21 protein-coding genes are annotated in these 24,943 nt (G+C 44.0%); 19 read left to right on the top strand and 2 right to left on the bottom strand.

Annotation, left to right across the window (positions count from 1 at the left end):
• Positions 1–321: 321 nt before the first annotated feature.
• The 6 genes from L2755_RS14960 (at position 322) to L2755_RS14985 (ending at position 4,462) form a co-directional block, all read left to right on the top strand.
• Positions 322–939 (top strand): hypothetical protein, encoded by a 618-nt coding sequence (locus L2755_RS14960; RefSeq protein WP_248981489.1) that lies wholly within the window; start codon positions 322–324, stop codon positions 937–939.
• 155 nt (positions 940–1,094) lie between these two features.
• Positions 1,095–1,322: a hypothetical protein gene (locus L2755_RS14965; RefSeq protein WP_248981490.1), complete on the top strand. Its 228-nt coding sequence runs from the start codon at positions 1,095–1,097 to the stop codon at positions 1,320–1,322.
• Position 1,323: 1 nt separating this feature from the next.
• Complete coding sequence (locus L2755_RS14970; protein WP_248981491.1) at positions 1,324–1,620, top strand: hypothetical protein; 297 nt, start codon at positions 1,324–1,326, stop codon at positions 1,618–1,620.
• 37 nt (positions 1,621–1,657) lie between these two features.
• Entirely contained in the window at positions 1,658–2,242 is a 585-nt protein-coding gene (locus L2755_RS14975; RefSeq protein ID WP_248981492.1) for an RHS repeat-associated core domain-containing protein, read from the top strand.
• Positions 2,239–2,550 carry a hypothetical protein gene (locus L2755_RS14980; protein WP_248981493.1) on the top strand — a complete coding sequence of 104 codons (312 nt, stop codon included), beginning with the start codon at positions 2,239–2,241 and terminating at the stop codon, positions 2,548–2,550. The genes L2755_RS14975 and L2755_RS14980 overlap by 4 nt, the downstream gene beginning before the upstream one ends.
• 622 nt (positions 2,551–3,172) lie before the next feature.
• The gene (locus L2755_RS14985; protein WP_248981494.1) at positions 3,173–4,462 is read left to right on the top strand and encodes an NCS2 family permease; all 1,290 of its coding nucleotides are present in this window, start codon (positions 3,173–3,175) and stop codon (positions 4,460–4,462) included.
• 5 nt (positions 4,463–4,467) lie between these two features.
• Here the strand turns inward: L2755_RS14985 and L2755_RS14990 are convergent, their stop codons facing one another.
• On the bottom strand, positions 4,468–4,722 hold the full coding sequence (locus tag L2755_RS14990; protein WP_248981495.1) for a DUF2492 family protein: 255 nt from the start codon (positions 4,720–4,722) through the stop codon (positions 4,468–4,470).
• A gap of 151 nt (positions 4,723–4,873) precedes the next feature.
• Between L2755_RS14990 and L2755_RS14995 the strand changes: the two genes are divergently transcribed.
• The 6 genes from L2755_RS14995 to L2755_RS15020 all read left to right on the top strand — a co-directional run bounded on the left by L2755_RS14995 (position 4,874) and on the right by L2755_RS15020 (position 12,800).
• Entirely contained in the window at positions 4,874–6,550 is a 1,677-nt protein-coding gene (locus L2755_RS14995; protein ID WP_248981496.1) for a sensor histidine kinase, read from the top strand.
• On the top strand, positions 6,547–7,257 hold the full coding sequence (btsR, locus tag L2755_RS15000; RefSeq protein WP_248981497.1) for a two-component system response regulator BtsR: 711 nt from the start codon (positions 6,547–6,549) through the stop codon (positions 7,255–7,257). The genes L2755_RS14995 and btsR overlap by 4 nt, the downstream gene beginning before the upstream one ends.
• 247 nt (positions 7,258–7,504) lie before the next feature.
• The gene (locus L2755_RS15005; RefSeq protein WP_248981498.1) at positions 7,505–8,941 is read left to right on the top strand and encodes a carbon starvation CstA family protein; all 1,437 of its coding nucleotides are present in this window, start codon (positions 7,505–7,507) and stop codon (positions 8,939–8,941) included.
• Positions 8,942–9,332: 391 nt separating this feature from the next.
• Positions 9,333–10,451 carry a glutamate 5-kinase gene (gene proB / locus L2755_RS15010; protein ID WP_248981499.1) on the top strand — a complete coding sequence of 373 codons (1,119 nt, stop codon included), beginning with the start codon at positions 9,333–9,335 and terminating at the stop codon, positions 10,449–10,451.
• Positions 10,448–11,716: a glutamate-5-semialdehyde dehydrogenase gene (locus L2755_RS15015; RefSeq protein WP_248981500.1), complete on the top strand. Its 1,269-nt coding sequence runs from the start codon at positions 10,448–10,450 to the stop codon at positions 11,714–11,716. The genes proB and L2755_RS15015 overlap by 4 nt, the downstream gene beginning before the upstream one ends.
• A gap of 439 nt (positions 11,717–12,155) precedes the next feature.
• Positions 12,156–12,800 (top strand): hypothetical protein, encoded by a 645-nt coding sequence (locus L2755_RS15020; RefSeq protein ID WP_248981501.1) that lies wholly within the window; start codon positions 12,156–12,158, stop codon positions 12,798–12,800.
• A 122-nt stretch (positions 12,801–12,922) separates the two neighbouring features.
• On the opposite strand, the gene L2755_RS15025 is transcribed toward L2755_RS15020, so the two are convergent.
• A complete protein-coding gene (locus tag L2755_RS15025; RefSeq protein ID WP_248981529.1) occupies positions 12,923–13,840 on the bottom strand; it encodes a DMT family transporter in 918 nt (305 codons plus the stop codon).
• A 300-nt stretch (positions 13,841–14,140) separates the two neighbouring features.
• Between L2755_RS15025 and dnaK the strand changes: the two genes are divergently transcribed.
• The 7 genes from dnaK (at position 14,141) to carB (ending at position 24,846) form a co-directional block, all read left to right on the top strand.
• Positions 14,141–16,066, top strand: coding sequence for a molecular chaperone DnaK (gene dnaK / locus L2755_RS15030; RefSeq protein WP_248981502.1), 1,926 nt, complete (start codon positions 14,141–14,143; stop codon positions 16,064–16,066).
• Between the two features lie 89 nt (positions 16,067–16,155).
• Positions 16,156–17,286 (top strand): molecular chaperone DnaJ, encoded by a 1,131-nt coding sequence (dnaJ, locus tag L2755_RS15035; RefSeq protein ID WP_248981503.1) that lies wholly within the window; start codon positions 16,156–16,158, stop codon positions 17,284–17,286.
• A gap of 582 nt (positions 17,287–17,868) precedes the next feature.
• Positions 17,869–18,669, top strand: coding sequence for a M48 family metallopeptidase (locus tag L2755_RS15040; RefSeq protein WP_248981504.1), 801 nt, complete (start codon positions 17,869–17,871; stop codon positions 18,667–18,669).
• Positions 18,670–18,751: 82 nt separating this feature from the next.
• Complete coding sequence (gene bamJ, locus L2755_RS15045) at positions 18,752–19,369, top strand: BamJ family beta-barrel-assembly machinery protein (RefSeq protein ID WP_248981505.1); 618 nt, start codon at positions 18,752–18,754, stop codon at positions 19,367–19,369.
• A 63-nt stretch (positions 19,370–19,432) separates the two neighbouring features.
• On the top strand, positions 19,433–20,248 hold the full coding sequence (gene dapB / locus L2755_RS15050) for a 4-hydroxy-tetrahydrodipicolinate reductase (RefSeq protein WP_248981506.1): 816 nt from the start codon (positions 19,433–19,435) through the stop codon (positions 20,246–20,248).
• 175 nt (positions 20,249–20,423) lie between these two features.
• Complete coding sequence (gene carA, locus L2755_RS15055) at positions 20,424–21,596, top strand: glutamine-hydrolyzing carbamoyl-phosphate synthase small subunit (RefSeq protein WP_248981507.1); 1,173 nt, start codon at positions 20,424–20,426, stop codon at positions 21,594–21,596.
• 28 nt (positions 21,597–21,624) lie between these two features.
• Positions 21,625–24,846, top strand: a complete 3,222-nt coding sequence (carB, locus tag L2755_RS15060; RefSeq protein WP_248981508.1) for a carbamoyl-phosphate synthase large subunit — start codon at positions 21,625–21,627, stop codon at positions 24,844–24,846.
• Positions 24,847–24,943 lie beyond the last annotated feature (97 nt).

A 24,943-nucleotide genomic window follows, 5' to 3' on the forward strand; every position in this document is an offset into this window, starting at 1 on the left:
TGTGAACACCTAGGTAAGCGCCGACGGCACTTTTCAAATAGTTGTCAGTATATGCAAGTAGACTAGACTCCAACAGCTCACCTCAAGACCACTTAGCTTTGCTATTTCGCAAAGTTAATATTCAACGCCTTAAAACTGACTAAATCCTGAAATTCACTCCTTTTTCACAGTATTTCGCAGCCGCAATATTGAAAACGTTTCATCTGATGATTTGAAAGATACTGAGTATTGATATCTGCTTGAAAGCTAGTTATGTTATTGATTATCAATGGCTGGCTATGTTTGTTTTTTTCTAGCATGTTGGGACTCAATGGTGTCATCATGAAGTTACTAATCGTGTTCGTTTTGTCAGTCTTGCTTTACTGGTTCTCGGAATATGTGATTTCATTGCTATTCACTGAGATAGGCCAAAAAAGAGAGCTGTACTTTGCATCTGGATTGATAATGAGAGCATTAAGCCTTTTAGGGTTATCCCTTTCTGTTTTGTTCATCATTTTACGAAAGCAAAGCGGTCAAAATAGAAATGTATTACTCATATGCTTGCTTGTTTCACCGTTGGTGTATTCTTTTGTGTCAGCAACTAAAGTTGTGGACTCATTTGCTTTAGTTAAAATACTAAATGAAGGCCCTGCTCATATATTTGATTCTAAAGATTATGGGCCGTTAGTAGAATCAGAAAAAATACCAATACATGAATTATCTGATATGACTAAAGCGATTGCGCAGCAAAGCTATATCTGGAAAGAGCATCATGATGTTTATGTTACTGTAGAGGGAACGGTTGTTAATTACCTTCCTTCGCCAGAAGATATAACCAAAATGCGAGAACATCGTCGAAACATTGACGTAATAAAGTCACGCGCACATATAAAAATTGTAGAAGTTGCTTTATGCGTGATTCTATTGCTCTATTCACTCTATCGTTTATACAGGCGCTAAAAGGGGTCGTAATCCTCACGTGCAATGTTAAATAGCAATTTGTTTTGTGGGATAAGTTGCACTGATGAATTGAGAGCGGGCCAACACGAATTCTGACAGTTGTTAACGTTTAACTGGGGAATGTGGGTGAGAATAATGGTATAGCATTGAGAACAATGTACATCCCAACTACACTACAACAAGATATTGCCTTTGTGAATTTAGTAAAAACTTTGGAGGGTGGTACTGGTTATGGGGCTTTAGATGCGAGTTGTGTTGACTTTATTCGAGACAGCTTACGAGAAATTGGTGTAGATACTCGAATTGGTTCACACATACCTGATCTGCCATCAAGTTTGTTTAATACCCTTCTTAGTATCGGAGTAGAGGTAAAAGTTAAATGATATGAGTCAAATATTAGAAAAAGTATTAGTCAATCTACCTCTGATAGTCAGTGTTCAACTTATTTATCTTTTATTACAAGTGATTACCTCTGAAGGGGAAGAAAAAACAGACTTTGCATTGAGCGCCTTTTTCAATTGTTTATATTATGGATCTGGAGCTGTATTGTATTCATTATTAGCCATAATATTTCTATTAATAAATAAACAGACAATGAAACATACTTTAATGAAGATGGCATTAGTGAATTTATTTACTCCTTTAGCAGTATTTGGGGTTACATTATTTGTTGTTGGTTAATTATTAGGTACAACATGTCAGATCAGTTAAGGAGTTTTTGGATGAAGGGCTCATAGCACAAAGGATAGATTACGACAGCTTCGGTAATATCTTAAATGATACTAACCCAGCATTTCAGCCATTCGGTTTTGCGGGTGGTTTATATGACCAAGATCTTGATATTACTCGCTTCGGAGCTAGAGACTATGATCCTCGAACTGGCCGCTGGCTAACAAAAGCTCCGATTGGGCTGCGAGGTGGATTTAATACATATGAGTATGCTGATGGAAATCCAGTTGGATTTATTGACCCGAATGGGCAATCGGCCATCTTGGGAGGAAGTTGCACTGTGATTGTGGCTGGTTCAGGCTTAGTTAGTTGGTATAAATCAAATAGTCAACTTAGTGATTTATTAGAACCGTTAAATGAACAAATAAATATAGTAAATACTGAAATCACAGCTTGTGATGTAAAAGATATCAAGAGAAGGGAAAAACTAACTGAAATGTTAAGCAAGCTTAATGCTCAAAAAAGAAAACTGGCTTTCAGTTATGGAACTGAAAACAACACTGCTGGGCAGGTTACTGGTCATTTGATAGGTGAAGCAGGATGTGGGCTATTATGGCTGGTACCTTCATTATGAATAACATTCATACTGTCTGCAGTGCATTATCTAATTATGAAGTTTTACTCTATGCCTTTTTAACTGTGTTCTTATGGTTTATCGCATTTAAGATTCTATCTTTAATAAAATCAGCTTGGCCATTTAAAGAATTTTTAATCCCAAAAGATAAGGTAATTTATACTGGAATTAAGGCGAAATTAGTTGCATTAATGATGTTCTTAGCATTGTTGTCGACATTGTTGATGCCAACTTTTTTTGTGTATCAGTTATATCAAATAGGTGAGCTTAAGTGCCAGATCCTAAAAGATGAGGAAAAGCGCAGATAATAGGAATTGATGTGGCACAGATAATCTGGCCTGTAATCTAGAGCATACTGCCAGTGCTGTTTTATACTTAAATTAATTCGTTTTTCATCGAATTAAGTAGATACTCTAACTTGGTTTTGTCCAAAAACGTGTCAGGCGCTACATTGAACTTGCTGGCAGAGCATGTGCTGTGGGGCGTGCAAGCTTCTAAATCACGGATGATTTAGCAGAGCCTACATGGACGTACTTGTGGCGGCTTGCTAAGACACAGGGCGCATGGTCTGCAATTTCAATATGGCCTGATAATTTCAGACTTAAAGGCACTGGGTCCCGGGCCAGAAGCTTCACTCGGCAATTGCTCCCTGCATTGCTCTACCTCCTGAATCTGACCTACACGGACGTAGGAAATGCCATTGTTGTTGGAACTATCAACGGCCATTCAGTCACTGTTTTTATGCCAATAAACTTTGTTGCAAAACCTCCAGAAAAGCCCTTAAAAATTAACCCGTTCTAACCGACTGTAAATAGCTAGCCTGATCTATTATCTGCCCGTATAATCGCCTGAAAATGTGCGTATTTAACAGTTCGTAAACATTTGCCCTAACACTTATCCCTACATAATAAAATCAAGGAACCTTGTTCCATGCTAGAAAAACTATTCAAACTAAAAGAAAATAAAACATCATTAAAACAGGAGGTTGTTGCTGGATTAACGACTTTTTTAACCATGGCCTATATCATCTTTGTTAACCCTATGATGTTAGCTGATGCGGGAATGGACCATGGTGCGGTGTTTGTTGCCACCTGTTTAGCCGCGGCTATTGGTTGCTTGATTATGGGAATTGTTGCTAATTATCCGATAGCGCTTGCACCAGGAATGGGCTTGAACGCCTTTTTTACCTACACGGTTGTTGGCGAAATGGGTTATTCGTGGGAAACCGCGTTAGGTGCGGTGTTTCTTTCGGGGATCTGTTTTTTAGTCCTGTCTCTGGTACGTATTCGAGAGTGGATTGTTAATAGTATCCCTATGTCGTTGCGTATCGGTATTGCAGCGGGTATCGGCTTGTTCTTAGCGCTGATTGGTTTAAAAAGCGCGGGGATTGTTGTAGCAAGTCCGGCTACTTTGGTGACCATGGGGGATGTGACTGCATTTCCTGCGGTGATGGCGGTACTGGGCTTTTTCTTGATCATTGCCATGGTGCACAGAGGGATGAAGTCTGCGGTTATTGTTAGTATATTAGCAGTGACCGGCCTTGGGCTGTTATTTGGCGATGTGCAGTATCAGGGAATGGTGGCGATGCCGCCCTCGATCATGCCTACCTTTATGAAGATGGACCTGTCGAGTGTGCTTGAAGTGAGCATGTTGTCGGTGGTATTCGCATTTTTATTTGTCGACCTGTTTGATACTTCAGGCACCTTGATTGCTGTTGCGCAGCGAGGTGGCTTTTTAGATGACAAGGGTAAACTACCACGCTTAAACAGAGCGTTAACCGCTGACAGTACAGCAACCATAGCGGGGGCGATGTTGGGAACCTCTACCACCACCAGTTATATTGAGAGCACGGCGGGCGTGAGTGCGGGTGGGCGAACAGGCTTAACTGCGGTCGTGGTGGGGCTACTGTTTTTGGGCTCACTGTTTATCTCTCCTCTGGCGGGAATGGTGCCAGCATACGCCACCGCCGGAACGCTATTTTACGTCGCTATCTTGATGATGTCAGGCTTGGTGCATGTTGAGTGGGAAGACATTACCGAAGCTGCGCCTGTGGTAGTGGTTTGTATTTTAATGCCGCTGACATTTTCAATCGCTACCGGTATTGCGATGGGTTTTATCTCTTACGCGGTGATCAAGTTAATGAGCGGCCGTTATAAAGATTTAAGTTTTGGTGTGCTGGTATTAGCGGCACTGTTTATCGCCAAGTTTATCTATGGTTAAGCGCGCTAAAACTCAAGAATAGCGTCTATTGAGTGCGACCAACTAAAAGCCACCTTGTGTGGCTTTTTTTGGCTGGTATAAAATTCACGCCACTGTGCAGCAGTCATCGCTCTTGCTGAAACGGTGTGATAATAAGCATGAGCCTCTAACGACTTATGCATCAAGAGTGTTAGCTCCTCTTTGCTAATCGCTTTCTCAAGGGGTAACATTAATGCCATGACTTCATGGGCATGTACTGAGTTCGATATACGCAGTCTCATATGAGGTAAAAACTATTTATATCTTTAATGAATAATTTTTGAAAATTAGACTTTGCTCTTACATTCACAGATCGATCTCAACCGAAATTTGAATTGATATTCTGCATATCTTGCTACTGAATGCCAACAATGACTCATTGGAATACTTATCATGTCGTTGATTTTACTTTTAACCCAACAGATGAGCCTTTACCTGGTGATGGTCTATCTTGTCAGTAAGACTCCTTTATTTAAGTTCTTTGCAGAAGCTGCAACCCGGTTGCCTCACAAAATATTCATTTACCTGATTTTTTCAGGCTTTTGCATCATGGCAACCTACTTTGGTGAACAGACAAACGATGCTATTGCCAATACCCGTGCCATGGGTGCCGTCTTAGGCGGGCTGTTAGGCGGTCCGGTGACAGGTTTTTTAGTCGGACTCACGGGAGGATTACACCGATACAGCTTGGGAGGTTTTACCGATGTGGCCTGTGCAATTTCTACGACTCTCGAAGGGTTTTCAGCGGGCATAATCAGTCTCTATTTACGCAGGCAAGACAAAAGTGAACTGATTTACGCCCCTTTGTTGGTCTGTCTGGTAACCTTTTGTGCTGAAATGCTGCAGATGGGGGTGATTTTACTCGTCGCTCAACCTTTTGACGATGCATGGCAACTGGTCAAACAGATAGCCCTACCTATGCTCTTAGTGAACTCCATCGGTGCAGCCCTGTTTATGAGTATGGTAAGAGATCAAAAAACCATGTTCGACAAACTCTCATCCGCATTCTCGACTCAAGCTTTAAAAATAGCCGAGCGCAGCGTCGGAGTATTATCGAAGGGATTCAATCAACAAAGTAGTACTCAGGTAGCCCAAATAATCATCGAAGAAACCCACGTCGGAGCCGTTGCGATAACCGATAGAGAGCACCTATTGGCCTTTATCGGAACTGGCGCCGACCATCATATTCCTGGTACTCCGATATCATCGAAAATAACTCAAGATGCCATCGATAATAATTGTGTCATGTTTGCCGATGGGGTCAATATGGCTTACTCCTGTTCTATCTCGTCACAATGTAGATTAGGCTCCAGCTTAGTGATCCCGCTTCGTTGTGAAAATGAGGTCATTGGAACCATTAAACTTTACGAGCCAAAGAATAAGCTATTTCTCAATATTAACCGAACGCTGGGTGAAGGAATTGGTCGATTATTGTCGAACCAAATCTTATTTGGTCGCTTCGAACGTCAACAAAATATGCTCACTCAGGCAGAGTTGAAGTTATTGCAGGCACAAGTTAATCCTCACTTCCTCTTCAATGCGCTCAATACCATCGCAGCGATCACAAAAAGAGATCCCTTAAAGGCAAGGCAACTGATCCAGCAATTATCTCAATTTTTAAGAATTAACCTCAAACGCACCACTGGACTCGTGACACTTTCGGACGAGCTTGAGCATATTGATTCATACCTGACCATCGAGAAAGCACGTTTTATCGATAAACTAAACGTTGAGATTGATATCCCTGATCAACTGCTTCATTTTCGCCTGCCCGCATTTACCCTACAACCCATTATTGAAAACGCAGTAAAACATGGTACTAGCCATATGTTAGATCACGGTCTTATAAGCGTTACTGGCAAGGTACGCGATGATTTATTAATATTAGAGGTAATTGATAATGCAGGGCTATACCAGTTAGATAACAATTCGGAGGGTCTGGGGATGAATTTGGTTCATAAACGAATTCAAAATCAGTTTGGATCTGAATTTGGTATAGATGTCGATTGTCGCAAAGATGAATACACCAGAGTCAGCATTAAGCTACCCTATACGGAAACACACACGTGATCACTGCGCTAATTATTGATGATGAGCATTATGCTCGAGAAGAGTTAGCCGACCTACTAAGTGAAAGCTCAGATATAGAGATCATTGGCCAATGCAGTAATGCTATCGAAGCACTGCAGATGATCACAAAACTTAAGCCCCAATTGATCTTTCTGGACATTCAAATGCCAAGGATCACCGGGATTGAACTCATTGGCATGCTGGATCCCGATATCATGCCACGTATCGTTTTCGTCACCGCCTACGATGAATTTGCTATCAAGGCCTTCGATAATCACGCCTTTGATTACCTGTTAAAACCCATTGATGAAAAACGGCTGCAACAGACATTAAATCGCGTCAGAAAAGATCTTAAACCAAGATCTGTCAGTATTATTACACCTGAGCAGTTAGCTCATCTCCCTTGCTATAGCGGAAGTAAACTTAAGGTGATCTCGATTAAAGAGGTAGAGTTTGTATTTAGCGATCTCAGTGGTGTTCATGTTGCAACTGATAAGGAGCAAGTACATACGCATTTGACCTTAAAAGTACTGGAAGAAAAAACCTCATTAATCAAATGTCATCGACAGTACCTGATAAGTCCTGAAGCAATATCTGAAATAGAGATCCAGGAAACCGGAGCGGAAGTCACAACAGTCTCAGGCGCTAAAGTGCCTGTTTCAAGGCGTTACTTAAAACCACTGAAGCAGATATTTGGTTTCCTATAATCTGTTGGGTTTTTTAGGCGAATCGGATGCTATAAAAAGCAACGGGCGCTGTCGGAGTTCATTAAGCTCTGCCTTTAAAATGTTTAACATTTCAGCAAACACCCCGCCAGGTCTGTAACAAGGAAAAACCACTTAGGGTCGATATTAAACCGTTAACCCTCTCAATCTGACCACTCACCTTATTCTCCATTTTCTAAATGACAAACCTCTTTACACTGACAGCAATTCAAAATGGGGGAGTGTAATTATGGTTTGGTTTCTAATGTGTGTCGGCCTGCTTATAGGTGGATATTTTATCTATGGTGCTTTCGTAGAGAAGGTCTTCGGGATCAATGCTCAACGCCAAACACCGGCATTTACTAAAACAGACGGCGTTGATTTCGTGCCGATGTCCAAGGGTAAGGTCTACCTTATTCAACTGCTCAATATCGCAGGTGTAGGACCCATATTTGGCCCTATTCTCGGTGCTCTTTATGGCCCTGCGGCCATGTTATGGATTGTCTTCGGTTGTATTTTTGCCGGTGCCGTTCATGATTACTTTTCCGGTATGTTGTCTGTTCGTAATAACGGTCAGTCAGTTCCGAATCTGGCAGGTAAATACTTAGGTAAAGGCGCAAAGCACTTTATGAATGTATTTGCCATCATCTTATTATTGCTTGTTGGTGTGGTATTTATTTCGGCACCCGCAGGACTACTAGGAAAGCTAACCGGTTGGGATGTATCAATCTTCCTAGGCATTATCTTTGCTTACTATCTTATCGCTACCATTGTACCTGTCGATAAGATCATCGGTAGGTTCTATCCATTCTTCGGTGCGCTTTTGCTCTTCATGTCAGTAGGTCTGACTATTGCCATCATGGTCTCGAGTGAATACACACTCTTACCAGGCTTTGAAGCTAGCGACTTCCTGACTAACCTTAATCCTAATGATATGCCTTTGTGGCCTGCACTGTTTATTACTATTGCCTGTGGTGCAGTATCTGGCTTCCATGCGACTCAATCTCCTTTAATGGCTCGTTGTGTAGAAAGTGAAACTAATGGTCGCTTTGTTTTCTTCGGCGCCATGATAGGTGAAGGTGTCATTGCGCTTATCTGGTGTGCGATTGCTCTGTCTTTCTTCGGTGGTGTTGAAGGTCTTAACGAAGGGATGGCGGGTAACCCGGCAAACGTTGTATATGAAGCATCAACAGGGCTTCTGGGTACCGTCGGTGGCTTTTTGGCAATCTTAGGCGTTATTGTTCTGCCTATCACCTCTGGCGATACAGCCTTCCGTTCAGCTCGTTTAATCCTGGCTGAATTTTTCAAGATACCACAGACTGAATTACCTAAGCGTTTAATGCTAGCCATCCCGCTATTCATCATGGGTGCAATTCTGACTCAAGTTGACTTCGGTGTTATCTGGCGTTACTTCGGTGTCGCAAACCAAACGACTGCGGTCATGATGCTATGGACTGCCTCAGCATACTTGCTGCGACACAACAAGTTCCACTGGATCTGTACGGTACCGGCCATGTTCATGACTACGGTAGTGATTAGCTTCCTGCTGAGCTCACACACCTTAGGTGCAGGGCTGCCTATCACTATTTCAACCATAGCGGGTCTTGTCTCTACTGCTGTCATTGCCTCATTGATTATCATCAAGACTAAGGGCAAGGGTGATGAAGGCGTCATCGAAGAAACTTAACATTTGACCGTTTAGCTGAGGCCATTAAAAAGCCAGTCATGTGACTGTAATGCCGTTCATTTGATGATTTATCGAGCGGTTGACTGAACTTCTAATTGCTTAAGGATCCGAGCCCTATCTCTAGGTCTCGGATTTTTTATGCAAGTTTGTCAAGCTTTTAACATGTTCAAATAATTCAAACCTCATCAAGTTGAATCCCACTATGGGTGGCTTTATTCTTATCTATTCTTATCTATTCTAACCTTCTACTGCCATATGGCTGAATTTAACATCAATAACATGAGTTATATCTAATTGATCTTATTATTTTACGACTCTTTGTTGGTACTCACTACCAATTCAAACGTAGATTAGGTATAAGGTTTATTCAATGCATATTAGCTAGATAAAAATGAACTTAAGTGAGATCGGTTACCGCCGCGTAGTGGTAAAGTTGGGAACGAGTGTGCTGACATCTGGCAGCCAAAAATTAGACAAGGCACACTTAGTCGAACTTGCACGTCAAATGGCCAGTTTGATGAAGGCGGGTGTCGAGGTTGTGCTGTGTACATCTGGTGCTATCGCCGCAGGGAGAGAACACTTAGGCTACCCCAAACTCCCCGATACCATAGCGAGCAAGCAATTATTGGCAGCTGTTGGCCAAAGTCAATTGATCCTTGCATGGTCTCAGTTATTTAGTATTTATGGTTTACACGTCGGCCAACTGCTGCTGACCCGCGCAGATCTTCATGACAGAGGGCGTTACCTTAATGCAAGGGATTCGTTAAACGCACTGTTAGCCCATGGCATCATCCCCATCATCAATGAAAATGACGCAGTGGCAACGGCTGAAATTAAAGTCGGTGATAACGATAACCTATCAGCAAGAGCGGCGCTGCTTTGTGATGCGGATATGCTTATTTTGTTGACCGATCAAAAAGGCTTATTTGATGCCGATCCGCGCACAAACCCAGATGCAAAATTAATCACGCAAGTGGTTAATATTGACGATAGCTTACGCATGCTTGCGGGGGGGGCTGTCTCAGGACTGGGTACTGGTGGAATGGCGACCAAGTTAGAAGCTGCCGACATTGCCAGACGGGCAGGTGTCGATGTGGTGATTGCTTCGGGTCATCATGAAAATGTTATTCAAAAAGTGGTCTGTTCAAATCCAGTGGGTACCCATTTTGCAGCATTAAAAAATCCACTAGAGAGTCGCAAACAGTGGATCTTGGCTGGCCCCGCAACCCGTGGACAACTCATACTTGATCCCGGTGCGGTGGAAGCGGTAACAAATAAAGGAAAAAGTCTTCTCTCGAAAGGAATTACAGCGATTGACGGTCTGTTTCAACGTGGCGATACCATCGAGCTTACAGATGCTAAAGGTAAAGTCCGCGCCAAAGGTATGAGTCGCTATAGTTCAAAAGATTTAGGGCTGATAGCGGGTAAACATTCAGATAGCATCGAGTCGGTGCTCGGTTATGATTATGGTGATGCAGTGGTTCACCGCAACGATATGGTGGTGTTATGAGTAATAGCGAATTTCTAAATAGCCTTGGTCAAAAGGCGAAGACGGCAAGCTATGCGCTAGCGAGCTTAACAGGCATACAGAAAACGGCCTTATTACGTGGAATTGCAAGTAAGTTAACCTATGCAAAGTCTGAGATCATCGCTGCGAACCAAAAAGATGTTGAGCAAGCTCAAGCTAACGGTTTGTCAGCTGCGATGATAGACCGCTTGCTATTAGATGAGTCAAGATTGCTCAGTGTGATAGCCGATATTGATAATGTGATTGGTCTAACTGACCCCGTGGGCAGCGAAATTGATAGTAGGCTATTGGATAATGGTCTGCGCTTATCTCGTCGCCGCGTACCGCTTGGCGTCATAGGTGTCATTTACGAGGCTCGGCCGAATGTGACCGTCGATATCGCCGTCTTAGCATTAAAAACCGGTAATGCAGTGATACTGCGTGGTGGCAAAGAAACCTTGGCGTCAAATAGAGCCCTGTGCAAAGTCATTCGCAGCGCAATACTTGAGCAAGGTCTACCTGAGGATTGTGTGCAGCTTATTGATAATCCTGATAGAAGTTTGGTATCAGGCTTACTAAAACTCGATAAATATGTCGACATGATAGTGCCAAGAGGCGGGCAGAACTTACAACGCTTATGTGCCGAACAAGCCACTATTCCGGTTATTTTGGGCGGTATCGGTATCTGCCATCTTTTTGTTGATGCGCAGGCGGATCTCGCAAAGGCAATTTCAGTGGTAGAAAACGCTAAAGTACAGCGCCCAACCGTTTGTAATGCTCTAGATACAGTATTGGTGCACCAAAAAAATGCGCAGAGTTTCATCCCGGCGCTATGTAAACAGTTAGCAACTAAAGGTGTTAGCTTTTATGGCTGTGAACAAACTCAAGCCGTTATGGCGATGAATGAGCAAGAGGTGCTAGCGGCAACCGACGAAACCTTTTCAACCGAATGGTTGTCGTTAAACCTAGGTATAAAAGTGGTTAACACGCTTGATGACGCCATTGCGCATATCCGTCAATATTCGAGTGGTCACTCAGAGGGTATTTTGACTGACAATATTCATACCGCCAGCAAATTTATGAACGCGGTAGACTCTGCAGCCGTTTATGTTAATGCAAGTACCCGCTTTACCGATGGTGGTGAATTCGGCTTAGGTGCTGAAGTCGCAGTCAGTACACAAAAATTACATGCTAGAGGCCCAATGGGGCTTGAAGCACTGACAACCTATAAGTGGTTAGCTTGGGGAGATTATACCGTCCGAGGTTAATCATGCTGGTGGCTGCTATTTGTAATGTTGCTTATTGGCAAACAGATACTGGTGTTTGATTGAAAAAGCCGCGAAAGCGGCTTTTTTTGTATCGTGTAGATGTAAAAAAATTTGTGCCCGTCATGGCAGCCCCTAATTACCAGCGCCATTAAATTGATCAAGCTGCAGTTATTAATATCAATACACTATTAGTCATAGTGAAAAGCCTTATCGTTTAATCAGAAAGACTATTTATTGTTGACTGGGGTCATTACTAAGTTCTTTATTCTGGGGAGTAAAGTATCTTGTCACTCTATATGCCTTTCTTTTTACTTGCTTTTATTTTGTTTTTGTTTGATTTTAATTGTGTTGATGTTTTTTGGCCTATTGCTTGCATTGATGTCGTTAACTTAGAAGATAATGCTAAAGCACTCACTATTAGTAATAAAAGGACTTAACTATGCAAATCAAATCAACTAAAGCGCTACTAACCAGCTTGTGTCTAGTAATTGGCGTGACATCTAGTATGGCTTATGCCGCTTCGAGTCGAACACTGACCCAGAGCTATGAGTATGATGGACAAGCGGTGAGCTTTGATATGGAGTTGGGGTCTGCGAAAATTATAGCCACAGACGACAATGACATTAGAGTCGAAGTCGTGGTGGATGACTCAGATAGTCATTGGCTTTTTTTCTGGGGCAAGACTGACCTCGATAATATTAAAATCGATGCGCATAACAACCCACAAGAGCTGAGCATTGGGCTTAGTGAGCAAGATAACATTCAGCAAGAATGGATCGTTTACTTACCCAAGCAGGCTGCATTAGTGCTAGAAATGGGCGTCGGCCAAATTGAAGTGTCGGGGATGACAAGTGATATCGATATCGATCTCGGCGTTGGCAGTGCAAGAGTAGAGCATCAAACCTTATTTAGTCATGTTGAATTAGATTCTGCTGTGGGTGAAGTCTCCATTACTGAACTAGGCCAGCGACTTGTTGTTAAGAGAGGCATTATTAACCAGTCCTACTCGCATACAGACGCGGGTGGCAATGGGGATCTAAGCATTAATGTTGGTGTGGGTGAGATAGTGGTGGTGAAACGCTAGCTTAGGGGTTTTATCTGCTGCGGGCTTAAGTCTCAGCAATATACGGCTATACAGAAACCGGCGATATGCCGGTTTCTTTGTGTCTTATACTGGGATTAGGTACTTGCCATTTTACATATTCATTATTGTACTGGAATGCGTTTCTTTGCCCGCCACTGACCGAGTTTGGGCAGGACTTGCTGCAGTGCGAGTGCCGTTAAAATTAACACTAAGCCTATATAAGTACTTCTCTCGATATTTTCTTGCAATATCCAAGCAATAAAGCCAATCGACAATACCGGGGTGATAAACACCAGTGTAGTAATGCTGGCGGTACGCTCGGCTTTCTTTAGCGCAATGAGCCATAAAACAAAGGTGACCCCCATCTCAAACAGACCAACGTAAATACCGGCAAGTATGCCTTCTACATTCCACGTCGGCAGCGTCTGCGTCATGAGCACTGCCGTGACAATAAAGGGCAGACCAACCAGAAAACTGAGTAGTAAGCTCACCACAGGATCGCCCTTATCTTTAGTATTGACGATCCAAAAGAGAGACCACAGCAGGGTACTTGTTAGCGCGAGTATCACTCCAGTGGTGCTTTCGAACTCAAACCCAATCAAATTACCTTTAGTTGCAATGGTAAATACGCCCAAGTAGGCAACAAGGGCTGCGGTGATATCACTCTTTCTTAGCTTTTGTCCCAATAAAGGCACTGACAGCAGTGGCAGTAAAATGGCCCAAGTGTAATTAAGCGACAATGCTTGCTGTGCGGGTAATAAGTCATAGGCTTTAAATAACACTAAATAGTACAAGAAAGGGTTGAGTAAACCGGTTTGCAGATAAAATAGTGGCCGACTAACAAATTGCTCTCTAATCAATGACAACTTATTTTGTGCCACCAGGATAAATCCGAGCGCCACAATAGAGGTCGTCACAGCAACTAACACCAGCTGCAGAGGGGTGTAATGTGTCAGGGCGATTTTAAAAGCCGTTGCTACGGTCGACCACAGCAATATTGCACCTATGCCGAAAGCATAAGCCTGATGGGATTGTTTCAATTTCAATTACTCTACTTCGAGACTACATTCAAGCGCTCAGCTATCACAGACGTTAAACTGAACGATACCTTATTCGATTGTATGCATTATACGTTTCGCGAATAATTGGAACTGAGGGTGAGATCAAAAAACCGCAATCAAATGACAAAATTTACCATTTTCCCTTGTATTCGTTTCAAACGTCCCAATATAGGTAACCAAGAGACGAGATGGGCAAAATATAAGACTTGAAAACGATTCAGTCTGACCCCATTTCTATTACCAGATAACAAATTAGTTAAGACGATTTCGGAGGACTCCATGGGTAGAATTATTGGTATCGATTTAGGCACAACAAACTCTTGTGTTGCAGTATTGGATGGCGACAAAGCTCGCGTATTAGAGAATGCTGAAGGCGATCGTACTACACCCTCAATCATCGCATACACTGCTGATGAAACTTTAGTTGGCCAACCTGCAAAGCGTCAGGCTGTAACAAACCCAACTAACACCGTATATGCTATTAAGCGTCTTATCGGTCGTCGTTTTAAAGATGATGAAGTTCAACGTGATGTTGACATCATGCCATTCAAAATTGTTGGTGCTGATAATGGCGATGCTTGGGTTGAAGCCCAAGGTAAGAAAATGGCGCCACCACAAATCTCTGCTGAAATCTTGAAGAAGATGAAGAAGACTGCAGAAGATTTCCTCGGTGAAGAAGTCACTGAAGCGGTTATTACTGTTCCTGCATACTTTAACGATTCACAACGTCAAGCAACTAAAGATGCTGGTCGTATCGCGGGTCTTGAAGTTAAGCGTATTATCAACGAGCCAACAGCTGCAGCACTTGCATACGGTATTGATAAGAAGCAAGGCGATAACATCGTTGCGGTATACGATTTAGGTGGTGGTACATTTGATATCTCTATCATTGAAATCGACAGCGTTGATGGCGAGCAAACTTTTGAAGTGCTTGCGACTAACGGTGACACTCACTTAGGTGGTGAAGATTTTGATAACCGTATGATTAAGTATCTTGCTGAACAGTTCAAAAAAGAGCAAGGTCTTGACCTACGTAACGATCCGCTAGCGATGCAGCGTCTTAAAGAAGCTGCTGAAAAAGCGAAGATTGAGCTTTCAAGCACAACACAAACTGAAGTTAACCTGCCTTACATCACCGCTGATGCAACAGGTCCTAAGCATTTAGTGGTTAAGATCACTCGTGCAAAACTTGAGTCACTGGTTGAAGACCTGATTACTCGCACACTTGAGCCACTTAAAGTTGCCTTAGCAGATGCTGACTTATCAGTTTCTGATATCAACGAAGTGATTCTTGTTGGTGGTCAGACTCGTATGCCTAAAGTACGTGAAGAAGTTTCTTCATTCTTTGGCAAAGAGCTACGTCAAGATGTTAACCCTGATGAAGCGGTTGCTATCGGCGCTGCAGTTCAAGCAGGCGTACTATCAGGCGAAGTTAAAGACGTATTGCTACTAGACGTTACGCCACTGTCTCTCGGTATTGAGACTATGGGTAGCGTAATGACTAAGCTTATCGAGAAGAACACCACTATCCCGACTAAAGCGTCACAAACATTCTCAACGGCTGACGACAACCAAAGTGCTGTGACTATTCACGTACTTCAAGGTGAGCGTAAGCAATCAAGCGGCAACAAGTCTCTAGGCCAATTCAACCTAGAAGGTATTGAGCCAGCTCCACGTGGTATGCCACAAGTTGAAGTTGCTTTCGATATCGATGCCGATGGTATCTTGCATGTATCAGCGACAGACAAGAAGACGGGCAAGGCGCAGAATATCACCATCAAAGCCTCTTCAGGTTTAAGTGAAGAAGAAGTTGAAGCTATGGTGCGTGATGCTGAAGCTCATGCTGACGAAGATGCTAAATTCGAAGAGCTAGTGACTGCGCGTAACCAGGCTGATGGCATGGTTCACACAACTAAGAAGCAAGTCGAAGAAGCCGGTGAAGACTTACCAAGCGACGAAAAAGAGAAGATTGAAGCTGCAATGGCTGCTGTTGACACTGCCACTAAAGGCAATGACAAAGAAGCGATTGAAAAAGCGACTCAAGAACTAATGGAAGCCTCTTCTAAGCTAATGGAAATTGCCCAAGCTAAAGCGCAAGCACAGCAAGGTCAACCAGAAGGCGCAGGCGAAGCTCAACAAGACGCTCACGCAGGTGATGATGTTGTTGACGCTGAGTTTGAAGAAGTGAAAGACGACAAAAAATAATGACGGTTAACTCCTAATTTATTCCAGCGGGCGTTATGAGGAAACTCTAACGCCCGTTCGTGCAACTCCAGCAAAGAAAGCATGAGATTATGTCAAAGCGAGATTTTTACGAAGTATTAGGTGTCGGACGTGACGCCAGCGAACGCGAAGTGAAAAAAGCTTATAAGCGTTTAGCAATGAAGTTTCACCCAGATCGTAACCCAGGTAATAAAGAAGCAGAAGCTAGCTTTAAAGAAGCTAAAGAAGCTTATGAAATCCTAACCGATAGCGATAAGAAAGCGGCCTATGACCAGTTTGGTCACGCAGGCGTTGATCCTTCTCGTGGTGGTGGCGGTCATGGCGGTGCTGATTTTGGTGACGTATTTGGCGATGTATTTGGTGATATCTTCGGTGGCGGCCGTCGTGGCGGCGGGCAACGTCAAGCTGCACGTGGTAGCGACCTACGTTACAACCTAGAACTGTCTTTAGAAGAAGCGGTTAAAGGGCTCAGCAAAGAACTGCGCATTCCAACATTGGTTGCGTGTGAACCTTGTGACGGTAGCGGTGCTAAGAAAGGCTCAAAACCGACCACATGTGGCACCTGTCATGGCCAAGGCCAAGTGCAGATGCGTCAAGGGTTCTTCGCTGTTCAGCAGGCTTGTCCAACTTGTCATGGTCGCGGTAAGATCATTAAAGACCCTTGTAATCAGTGTCATGGCGAAGGTCGTGTTGAGAAGAGTAAAACCTTATCGGTTAAGATCCCTGCCGGGGTTGATAATGGCGATCGTATCCGTTTATCTGGTGAAGGCGAAGCGGGCGAGTATGGTGCAGCTCCGGGTGACCTATATGTTCAGGTCAGTGTACGTGAGCATGCGATCTTCCAAAGAGATGGTAATAACCTTTATTGTGAAGTGCCAATCTCCTTTAGCAAGGCGGCGTTAGGCGGCGAGATTGAAGTGCCAACACTTGATGGCAAGGTCAATCTTAAGATCCCGACTGAAACCCAAACTGGCCGTATGTTCCGCATGCGTGGTAAAGGTGTGAAGTCTGTTCGCAGTCATGCAGTAGGCGATCTGCTATGTAAGGTTGTGATGGAAACTCCTGTCAATCTTAACGAGCGCCAAAAAGCATTATTAGTTGAATTTGAAGCGACACTGACAGGCCAATCAAAGAAACACAGCCCTAAAGCTGATGGCTTCTTTGACGGTGTTAAAAAGTTCTTCCAAGATCTGAATAGCTAATTTGATTTCAAAGCGCTATCGCTGAAAATTAAATTTATAAAACCTCGCTTTGCGAGGTTTTTTTATGGAAGAACAAAAATCCCTCTTTAATTAATAGCCATCGGTATCACTTAATTGTGATATTTGTGTCTGGAACACTTATGCCACAATCCAAGGATGGTTAATTGTAGTATAAGTGTCTGGAACACTTATGCCACAATCCAAGGATGGTTAATTGTAGTATTTGTGTCTGGAACACTTATGCCACAATCCAAGGATGGATAATTGTGGTATTTGTGTCTGGAACACTTATGCCACAATCCAAGGATGGTTAATTGTGATATTTGTGTCTGGAACACTTATGCCACAATCCAAGGATGGTTAATTGTAGTATTTGTGTCTGGAACACTTATGCCACAATCCAAGGATGGTTAATTGTGGTATTTGTGTCTGGAACACTTATGCCATAATCTAAGGATGGTTAATTGTGGTAATACTCTAGAGTCAAAAATTAATGAAAGTTTGATAGAATCTTTTTAGAACCTAGAACCTAGCACCTAGAACCTAGAATCCAGGTCTAGCATTACAAAGGACTACCCATTGATGAAAATATTTCCGCTATTACTTCTTGCTGTATTAATCACCTCAGGCTGTGCGACGCATCAGTCGCCGACAGGCCGCAGCCAAACGCTACTGTTTTCAGCTCAAGAGATGTCGAAGCTGGGGGATTCATCCTTTGCTGAGCTTAAAAAGAGAGAAAAGCTCAGCAATAATATGGCACTCAACCAGTATGTTGATTGTGTGGCGAGCCGAATTACCCGGGCGTTACCGGATCAGAGTCAACGTTGGGAGGTGATCGTATTCGACTCTAAACAAGTGAATGCCTTTGCACTGCCTGGAGGCCATATCGGGGTTTACGCTGGTTTGCTTGATGTAGCGGTAAATGAACACCAACTGGCTACCGTCATTGGTCATGAAGTGGCCCATGTGCTGGCTAACCATAGTAATGAACAAGTGTCGCGCGCACAGATGACGGGGGCAGGAATGCAACTAGCAGATCTTGCTTTAGGCGTCGGCGGTGTTTCAAATCAAGAGGTGTACATGGCGGCCTTAGGGCTGGGTGTACAAGTGGGCTATACCTTGCCTTACGGTCGAGAGCAGGAGAGTGAAGCTGATATTATGGGGGTCGAGTTGATGGCGAAAGCAGGGTTTGATCCCGCCCAAAGTGTCGAACTGTGGCGCAATATGGCCAAAGCGGGTGGTGAGCAAGGGCCAGAACTGCTTTCAACCCATCCATCCCATGGGCAGCGCATTAGCCAGCTACAAAAAATGCAGGCGCAAGCTCAACCGCTTTATGAAGCTAATCGTGTGAGTGTGAAAAATAGTTGCCAGAGGCCAAAATAGCTACGCTTTTTAGGGCTATATCACAGAAAATATGCTAAAGTTGCGCGCGAAAATTCATTGAATCATTGAGAGTACAACCATTATGTCTGATAAGTTCAGTACCATTGAAGATCAAGCAAGTTACGGTGTTGGTCGTCAACTTGGTGAGCAACTAGCTGCTAACTCGTTTGAAGGTATCGATATTTCTGCTGTTCAATTGGGTCTGGCTGACGCTTTCGAAGGTAAAGAAAGTGTTGTTGCTATGGAAGATATGCAAATCGCATTTACTGAAATCAGCCAACGTATCCAGAAAGTTCAAGAAGCTGCTGCCGCTGCTGCATCAGAAGAGGGTGATAAGTACCTAGCTGCTAATGCTGTTCGTGAAGGCGTCACTACTACTGAGTCTGGTCTACAGTATGAAGTTATTGCTGAAGGCAACGGCGACAAGCCTGGTTATGATTCAACTGTACGTGTTCACTATCATGGTACTTTCACCTCTGGTGATGTATTTGATAGCTCAGTTGTTCGTGGCGAGCCTGCCGAATTCCCAGTCTCTGGCGTTATCGCTGGTTGGACTGAAGCATTACAACTAATGCCTACTGGTGCTAAGTTGAAATTGTTCGTGCCACATCACCTTGCATACGGTGAGCGTGGAGCGGGTGCTTCAATCCCACCATATTCAACTTTGGTATTCGAAGTTGAATTGTTAGAAATTATCTAAGTTAGACAATAAGCCTAAGTTAATCCTTAGGCTTTTTTTTGACATTTGCAGGGAGTGACTGAGATGACTGAAAAAGTAAGAGTGGCTATTACCGGCGGCAGTGGTCGTATGGGACGAACTCTTATTGAAGCGGCAAAACAAAATGATCTTATTTTGTTAGGCGCTGCGATTGAGCGTGCGGGTTCTACGTTGATGGGTGTTGACGCTGGAGAACTTGCAGGTGTGGGCGCAATGAATGTTGCGATTACCGATTCACTAGATAAGGCCGTCGATGATTTTGATGTACTCATTGACTTTACATCGCCTGAGGCTAGCGTCATCCACGCTGAGTGGTGTGCTAAACATGGTAAAGCTATTGTTATTGGCACCACAGGTTTCAATCAAGCTCAAAAAGAGCAAATTTCAGCATACTCTACACTAGTGCCAATGGTGATGGCGCCCAATATGGCTGTCGGTGTAAACCTTATGTGGAAGCTACTTGAAGTTGCTGCAGAAGTGATGGGGCATTATAGCGACATCGAGATCATCGAAGGTCACCATAGATATAAGAAAGATGCACCTTCAGGCACAGCGCTAAAAATGGGCGAAGTTATCGCCGAAACCTTAGGTCGTGATCTTGAAAAATGTGCCGTATATGGCAGAGAGGGGATCACTGGCGAGCGCGATAGAGAAACCATTGGTTTTTCTACCATACGCGCAGGCGATATTGTTGGTGAACACACCGCATTATTTGCCGATATTGGCGAGCGACTTGAAATTACCCATAAAGCATCGAGTCGAATGACGTTCGCTAACGGTGCGATGCGTGCTGCATCCTGGTTAGCCATTCAAGACGTCGGACTCTATGACATGCAGCAAGTCCTTGGCTTAAAACAGTAAATATTGAAAACCGCTATTAGCGGTTTTTTTTTGCGCGAACAGTCATTTTTGATAAAAGCACAGTTCCGCTATAGACGGATAGCAATTTTCAATATAAAATCTGCGGAATTTGTCAAAATTTCGTATTTTAGCGAAAATTGGTATTTTAAAAAAACACAAAAAACATTGTATTTCAATGATTTGGCTCTTTCCGGAGGTCGCGTTGACAAAGTCTGCCTTACTCGTACTTGAAGATGGAACCGTTTTTTCTGGCACTGCAATTGGTGCTGAAGGGATGTCTGTTGGTGAAGTGGTATTTAACACTTCAATGACTGGTTACCAAGAAATTTTGACTGATCCATCGTACTCACGTCAAATCGTAACGTTAACTTACCCACATATCGGTAATACTGGCACAAATGATGAGGACACTGAATCGTCTTCTGTTCATGCTTGTGGCCTGATTATTCGAGACTTGCCGCTTATCGCAAGTAACTTCCGCAATCAGCAATCTTTAAGTGATTACTTAAAGGCCAATAATGTGGTTGGTATTGCGGATATTGATACCCGCAAATTGACTCGTATTTTACGAGAAAAAGGCGCCCAAGCAGGATGTATTCTTGTGGGTGACCTAGATGAAGCCAAGGCGTTAGCAGCAGCTAAAGCGTTCCCTGGTTTAAAAGGCATGGACTTAGCCAAAAAAGTTACCACCACTGAAGCCTACCAATGGCGCAGCGGTAGCTGGCGTCTTGTTGGTGGCTTGCCGTCTGATAAGACTGAAGCAGAGCTTAAGTATAAAGTCGTTGCTTATGATTATGGTGTTAAGCGTAATATATTGCGCATGCTCGTTGACCGTGGCTGTGACGTCACAGTGGTACCAGCACAAACACCAGCATCGGAAGTATTAGCGATGAACCCAGATGGGATTTTCCTATCAAATGGTCCAGGTGACCCAGAACCTTGTGATTATGCGATTGCTGCGATTCAAGAGATTTTAAAGACCGAAATTCCGGTTTTTGGTATCTGTTTAGGTCACCAGTTATTAGCACTAGCCTCAGGCGCTAAAACCTTAAAAATGAAATTTGGTCATCATGGTGCCAACCATCCAGTGAGTAATATCGAGCAAGGCAATGTGATGATCACTAGCCAAAACCACGGTTTTGCTGCAGATGAATCAACACTGCCGGCCAATATCAAAGTAACTCACAAGTCATTGTTTGATGGTTCTTTGCAAGGTATTCACCTTACTGATAAGCCAGCGTTTAGCTTCCAGGGTCACCCTGAAGCAAGCCCAGGACCACATGATGCCGCGCCACTATTTAATCACTTCATTGATTTGATTGAACTGTATCGCCAGAACGCCAAGTAGTAACCTCATCCGGGAGAAGATTTAAGCAATGCCAAAACGTACCGATATAAAGAGTATTCTTATCCTAGGGGCTGGACCAATTGTTATTGGTCAAGCCTGTGAGTTTGACTACTCAGGCGCTCAAGCCTGTAAAGCCCTACGCGAAGAGGGTTATAGAGTTATTCTTGTTAACTCTAACCCTGCAACTATCATGACTGATCCAGAGATGGCCGATGCAACTTATATCGAGCCAATTCACTGGGAAGTTGTACGCAACATTATTGCTAAAGAGCGCCCAGATGCGATTCTGCCTACAATGGGTGGCCAGACGGCGCTTAACTGTGCCCTGGAGCTGGAAAGCAAGGGCGTGCTGAAAGAGTTTAATGTCGAGATGATTGGCGCGACAGCCGATGCAATCGATAAAGCCGAAGACCGTGGCCGTTTCGATAAGGCGATGAAAGCTATTGGCCTCGAGTGTCCACGTGCGGGTTTTGCCCATACGATGGCAGAGGCATTCGCGGTGCAGGAAACTTTGGGTTTCCCGTGTATTATTCGCCCGTCTTTCACCATGGGTGGCAGCGGCGGTGGAATTGCTTATAACATAGAAGAATTCGAAGAGATCTGTACTCAAGGACTGGACCTGTCGCCAACCAGTGAACTGCTTATCGACGAATCTTTGATTGGTTGGAAAGAGTACGAGATGGAAGTGGTACGTGACCGTAATGATAACTGTATCATTGTCTGTGCCATTGAAAACTTCGACCCAATGGGTGTGCATACGGGGGATTCAATCACCGTTGCTCCTGCGCAGACACTGACGGATAAAGAATATCAGTTGATGCGTAACGCTTCTATTGCGGTTCTGCGTGAGATCGGTGTTGAAACCGGTGGTTCTAACGTACAGTTCGGCATCAACCCGAAAGATGGCCGCATGGTTATCATCGAGATGAACCCACGTGTATCGCGTTCATCTGCTTTGGCATCAAAGGCGACGGGCTTCCCGATTGCTAAAATAGCAGCCAAACTGGCAGTTGGCTTTACACTAGATGAGCTGAGCAACGACATTACCGGTGGTGCGACGCCAGCGTCATTCGAGCCAGCTATCGATTATGTGGTTACCAAAATGCCACGTTTCAACTTTGAGAAGTTTGCCGGTGCAAATGACCGTCTAACCACTCAAATGAAGTCGGTTGGTGAAGTGATGGCGATTGGCCGTACTTTCCAAGAGTCGCTGCAAAAGGCATTACGCGGTCTTGAAGTCGGTAAAAACGGCCTTTGTCCTGAAATCGATATCACTGAACCTGATGCTATGTCGCGTATTCGTCATGAGCTTAAAGAGCCGGGTGCTGAGCGTATTTGGTACATTGCCGACGCATTCCGCTCAGGCCTATCGGTTGAAGATATTTTTGCTTTAACCAATATTGACCCTTGGTTCCTAGTGCAGATTGAAGACCTGCTTAAGTCTGAAACAGAAGTTGCTGAAGCCGGTCTTGCTGGGTTGACTGCAGATGTATTGCGTAAGCTAAAGCGCAAAGGCTTTGCCGATTCTCGTTTAGCAGCGCTTGCAGGTGTGAGTGAGTCTGAGGTGCGTAAGCTACGTACTCGTTTTGAAATTCACCCCGTTTACAAGCGTGTTGATACTTGTGCGGCTGAGTTCGCGACTGATACGGCTTATATGTACTCTACTTATGAAGAAGAGTGCGAAGCTAACCCATCAAATCGTGACAAAATCATGATCTTGGGCGGCGGACCTAACAGAATTGGTCAAGGTATTGAGTTTGATTACTGTTGTGTACACGCGGCGTTAGCGCTACGTGAAGACGGGTACGAGACCATCATGGTTAACTGTAACCCTGAAACGGTATCGACCGATTATGACACTTCAGACCGTCTGTATTTTGAGTCAATCACTTTTGAAGATGTGCTTGAAATTGTCCGCATCGAAAAGCCAAAAGGCGTTATCGTGCAGTACGGTGGGCAAACACCGCTTAAATTAGCCCGTGATTTAGAAGCTGCTGGCGTACCGATTATTGGTACTAGCCCAGATGCTATTGACCGTGCTGAAGACCGTGAGCGCTTCCAGCAAGCGATTGAACGTTTAAACATGAAGCAACCTGAAAACGATACGGTAACGACTGTTGAAGGTGCTGTTATTTCTGGCGAACGTATCGGTTATCCGCTGGTTGTTCGTCCATCTTATGTATTGGGTGGCCGCGCAATGGAGATTGTTTATGACGAGCAAGACTTGCGTCGTTATTTCAATGAAGCGGTGAGTGTTTCCAATGCATCGCCTGTATTGCTAGACCGCTTCCTTGATAACGCCATTGAAGTCGATATTGATGCTATTTGTGATGGTGAAACCGTGGTTATCGGTTCTATCATGGAACACATCGAGCAAGCCGGTGTTCACTCTGGTGACTCTGGTTGCTCACTGCCACCCTACAGCTTAAGTCAAGATGTTCAAGACCGCATGCGTGTGCAAGTGGGTAAGCTGGCAATGGAACTGGGCGTAATCGGATTGATGAACGTACAGTTTGCCATTAAGGATGACGAGATCTACATGATCGAAGTTAATCCACGCGCGGCGCGTACAGTTCCTTTCGTATCGAAAGCGACTGGCATTCCGTTAGCTAAGATAGCGGCACGTGTTATGGCGGGTCAAAGTCTTAAGTCACAGCAGTTTACCGAGGAAGTCATTCCGCCGTTTTTCTCTGTGAAAGAAGTGGTGTTGCCGTTTAACAAGTTCCCAGGAGTTGATCCATTACTCGGTCCTGAAATGCGCTCGACAGGTGAAGTGATGGGCGTTGGTGACACGTTTGCCGAAGCTTATGCTAAAGCACAGCTTGGTGCGACGTCTGAAGTGCCTAAGTCTGGTCGTGCATTACTGTCCGTGCGTGACAGTGATAAAGCACGGGTTGCTGATTTAGCCGCTAAGTTGATTGAACTGGGTTATGAGATCGATGCGACTCACGGTACTGCGGTTATCTTAGGTGAAGCGGGTATTAACCCACGCCTAGTAAACAAGGTACACGAAGGTCGTCCGCATATTCTTGACCGTATTAAGAATGGCGAATACACCTACATTGTTAATACCACTGAAGGTCGTAAGGCGATTGAAGATTCGCGTCAGCTTCGCCGCGGTGCACTGCGTTATAAAGTGAACTACACCACGACACTGAATGCTGCATTTGCAACGTGTATGGCCCATGCCGCCGATGACCGTACCAACGTGACATCAGTACAAGAGCTACATAAACGTATTGCTAAGTAAATTTTGATTGTACTAAAAAGGCCGCATTTTTTGCGGCCTTTTTTATGGTTGATTAAGAGGCTATGGCCAAGCTATAGTTATTGAAAATAATCCGTGT

It is taken from the genome of Shewanella abyssi (assembly GCF_023284025.1).
Lineage (GTDB): Bacteria > Pseudomonadota > Gammaproteobacteria > Enterobacterales > Shewanellaceae > Shewanella > Shewanella abyssi.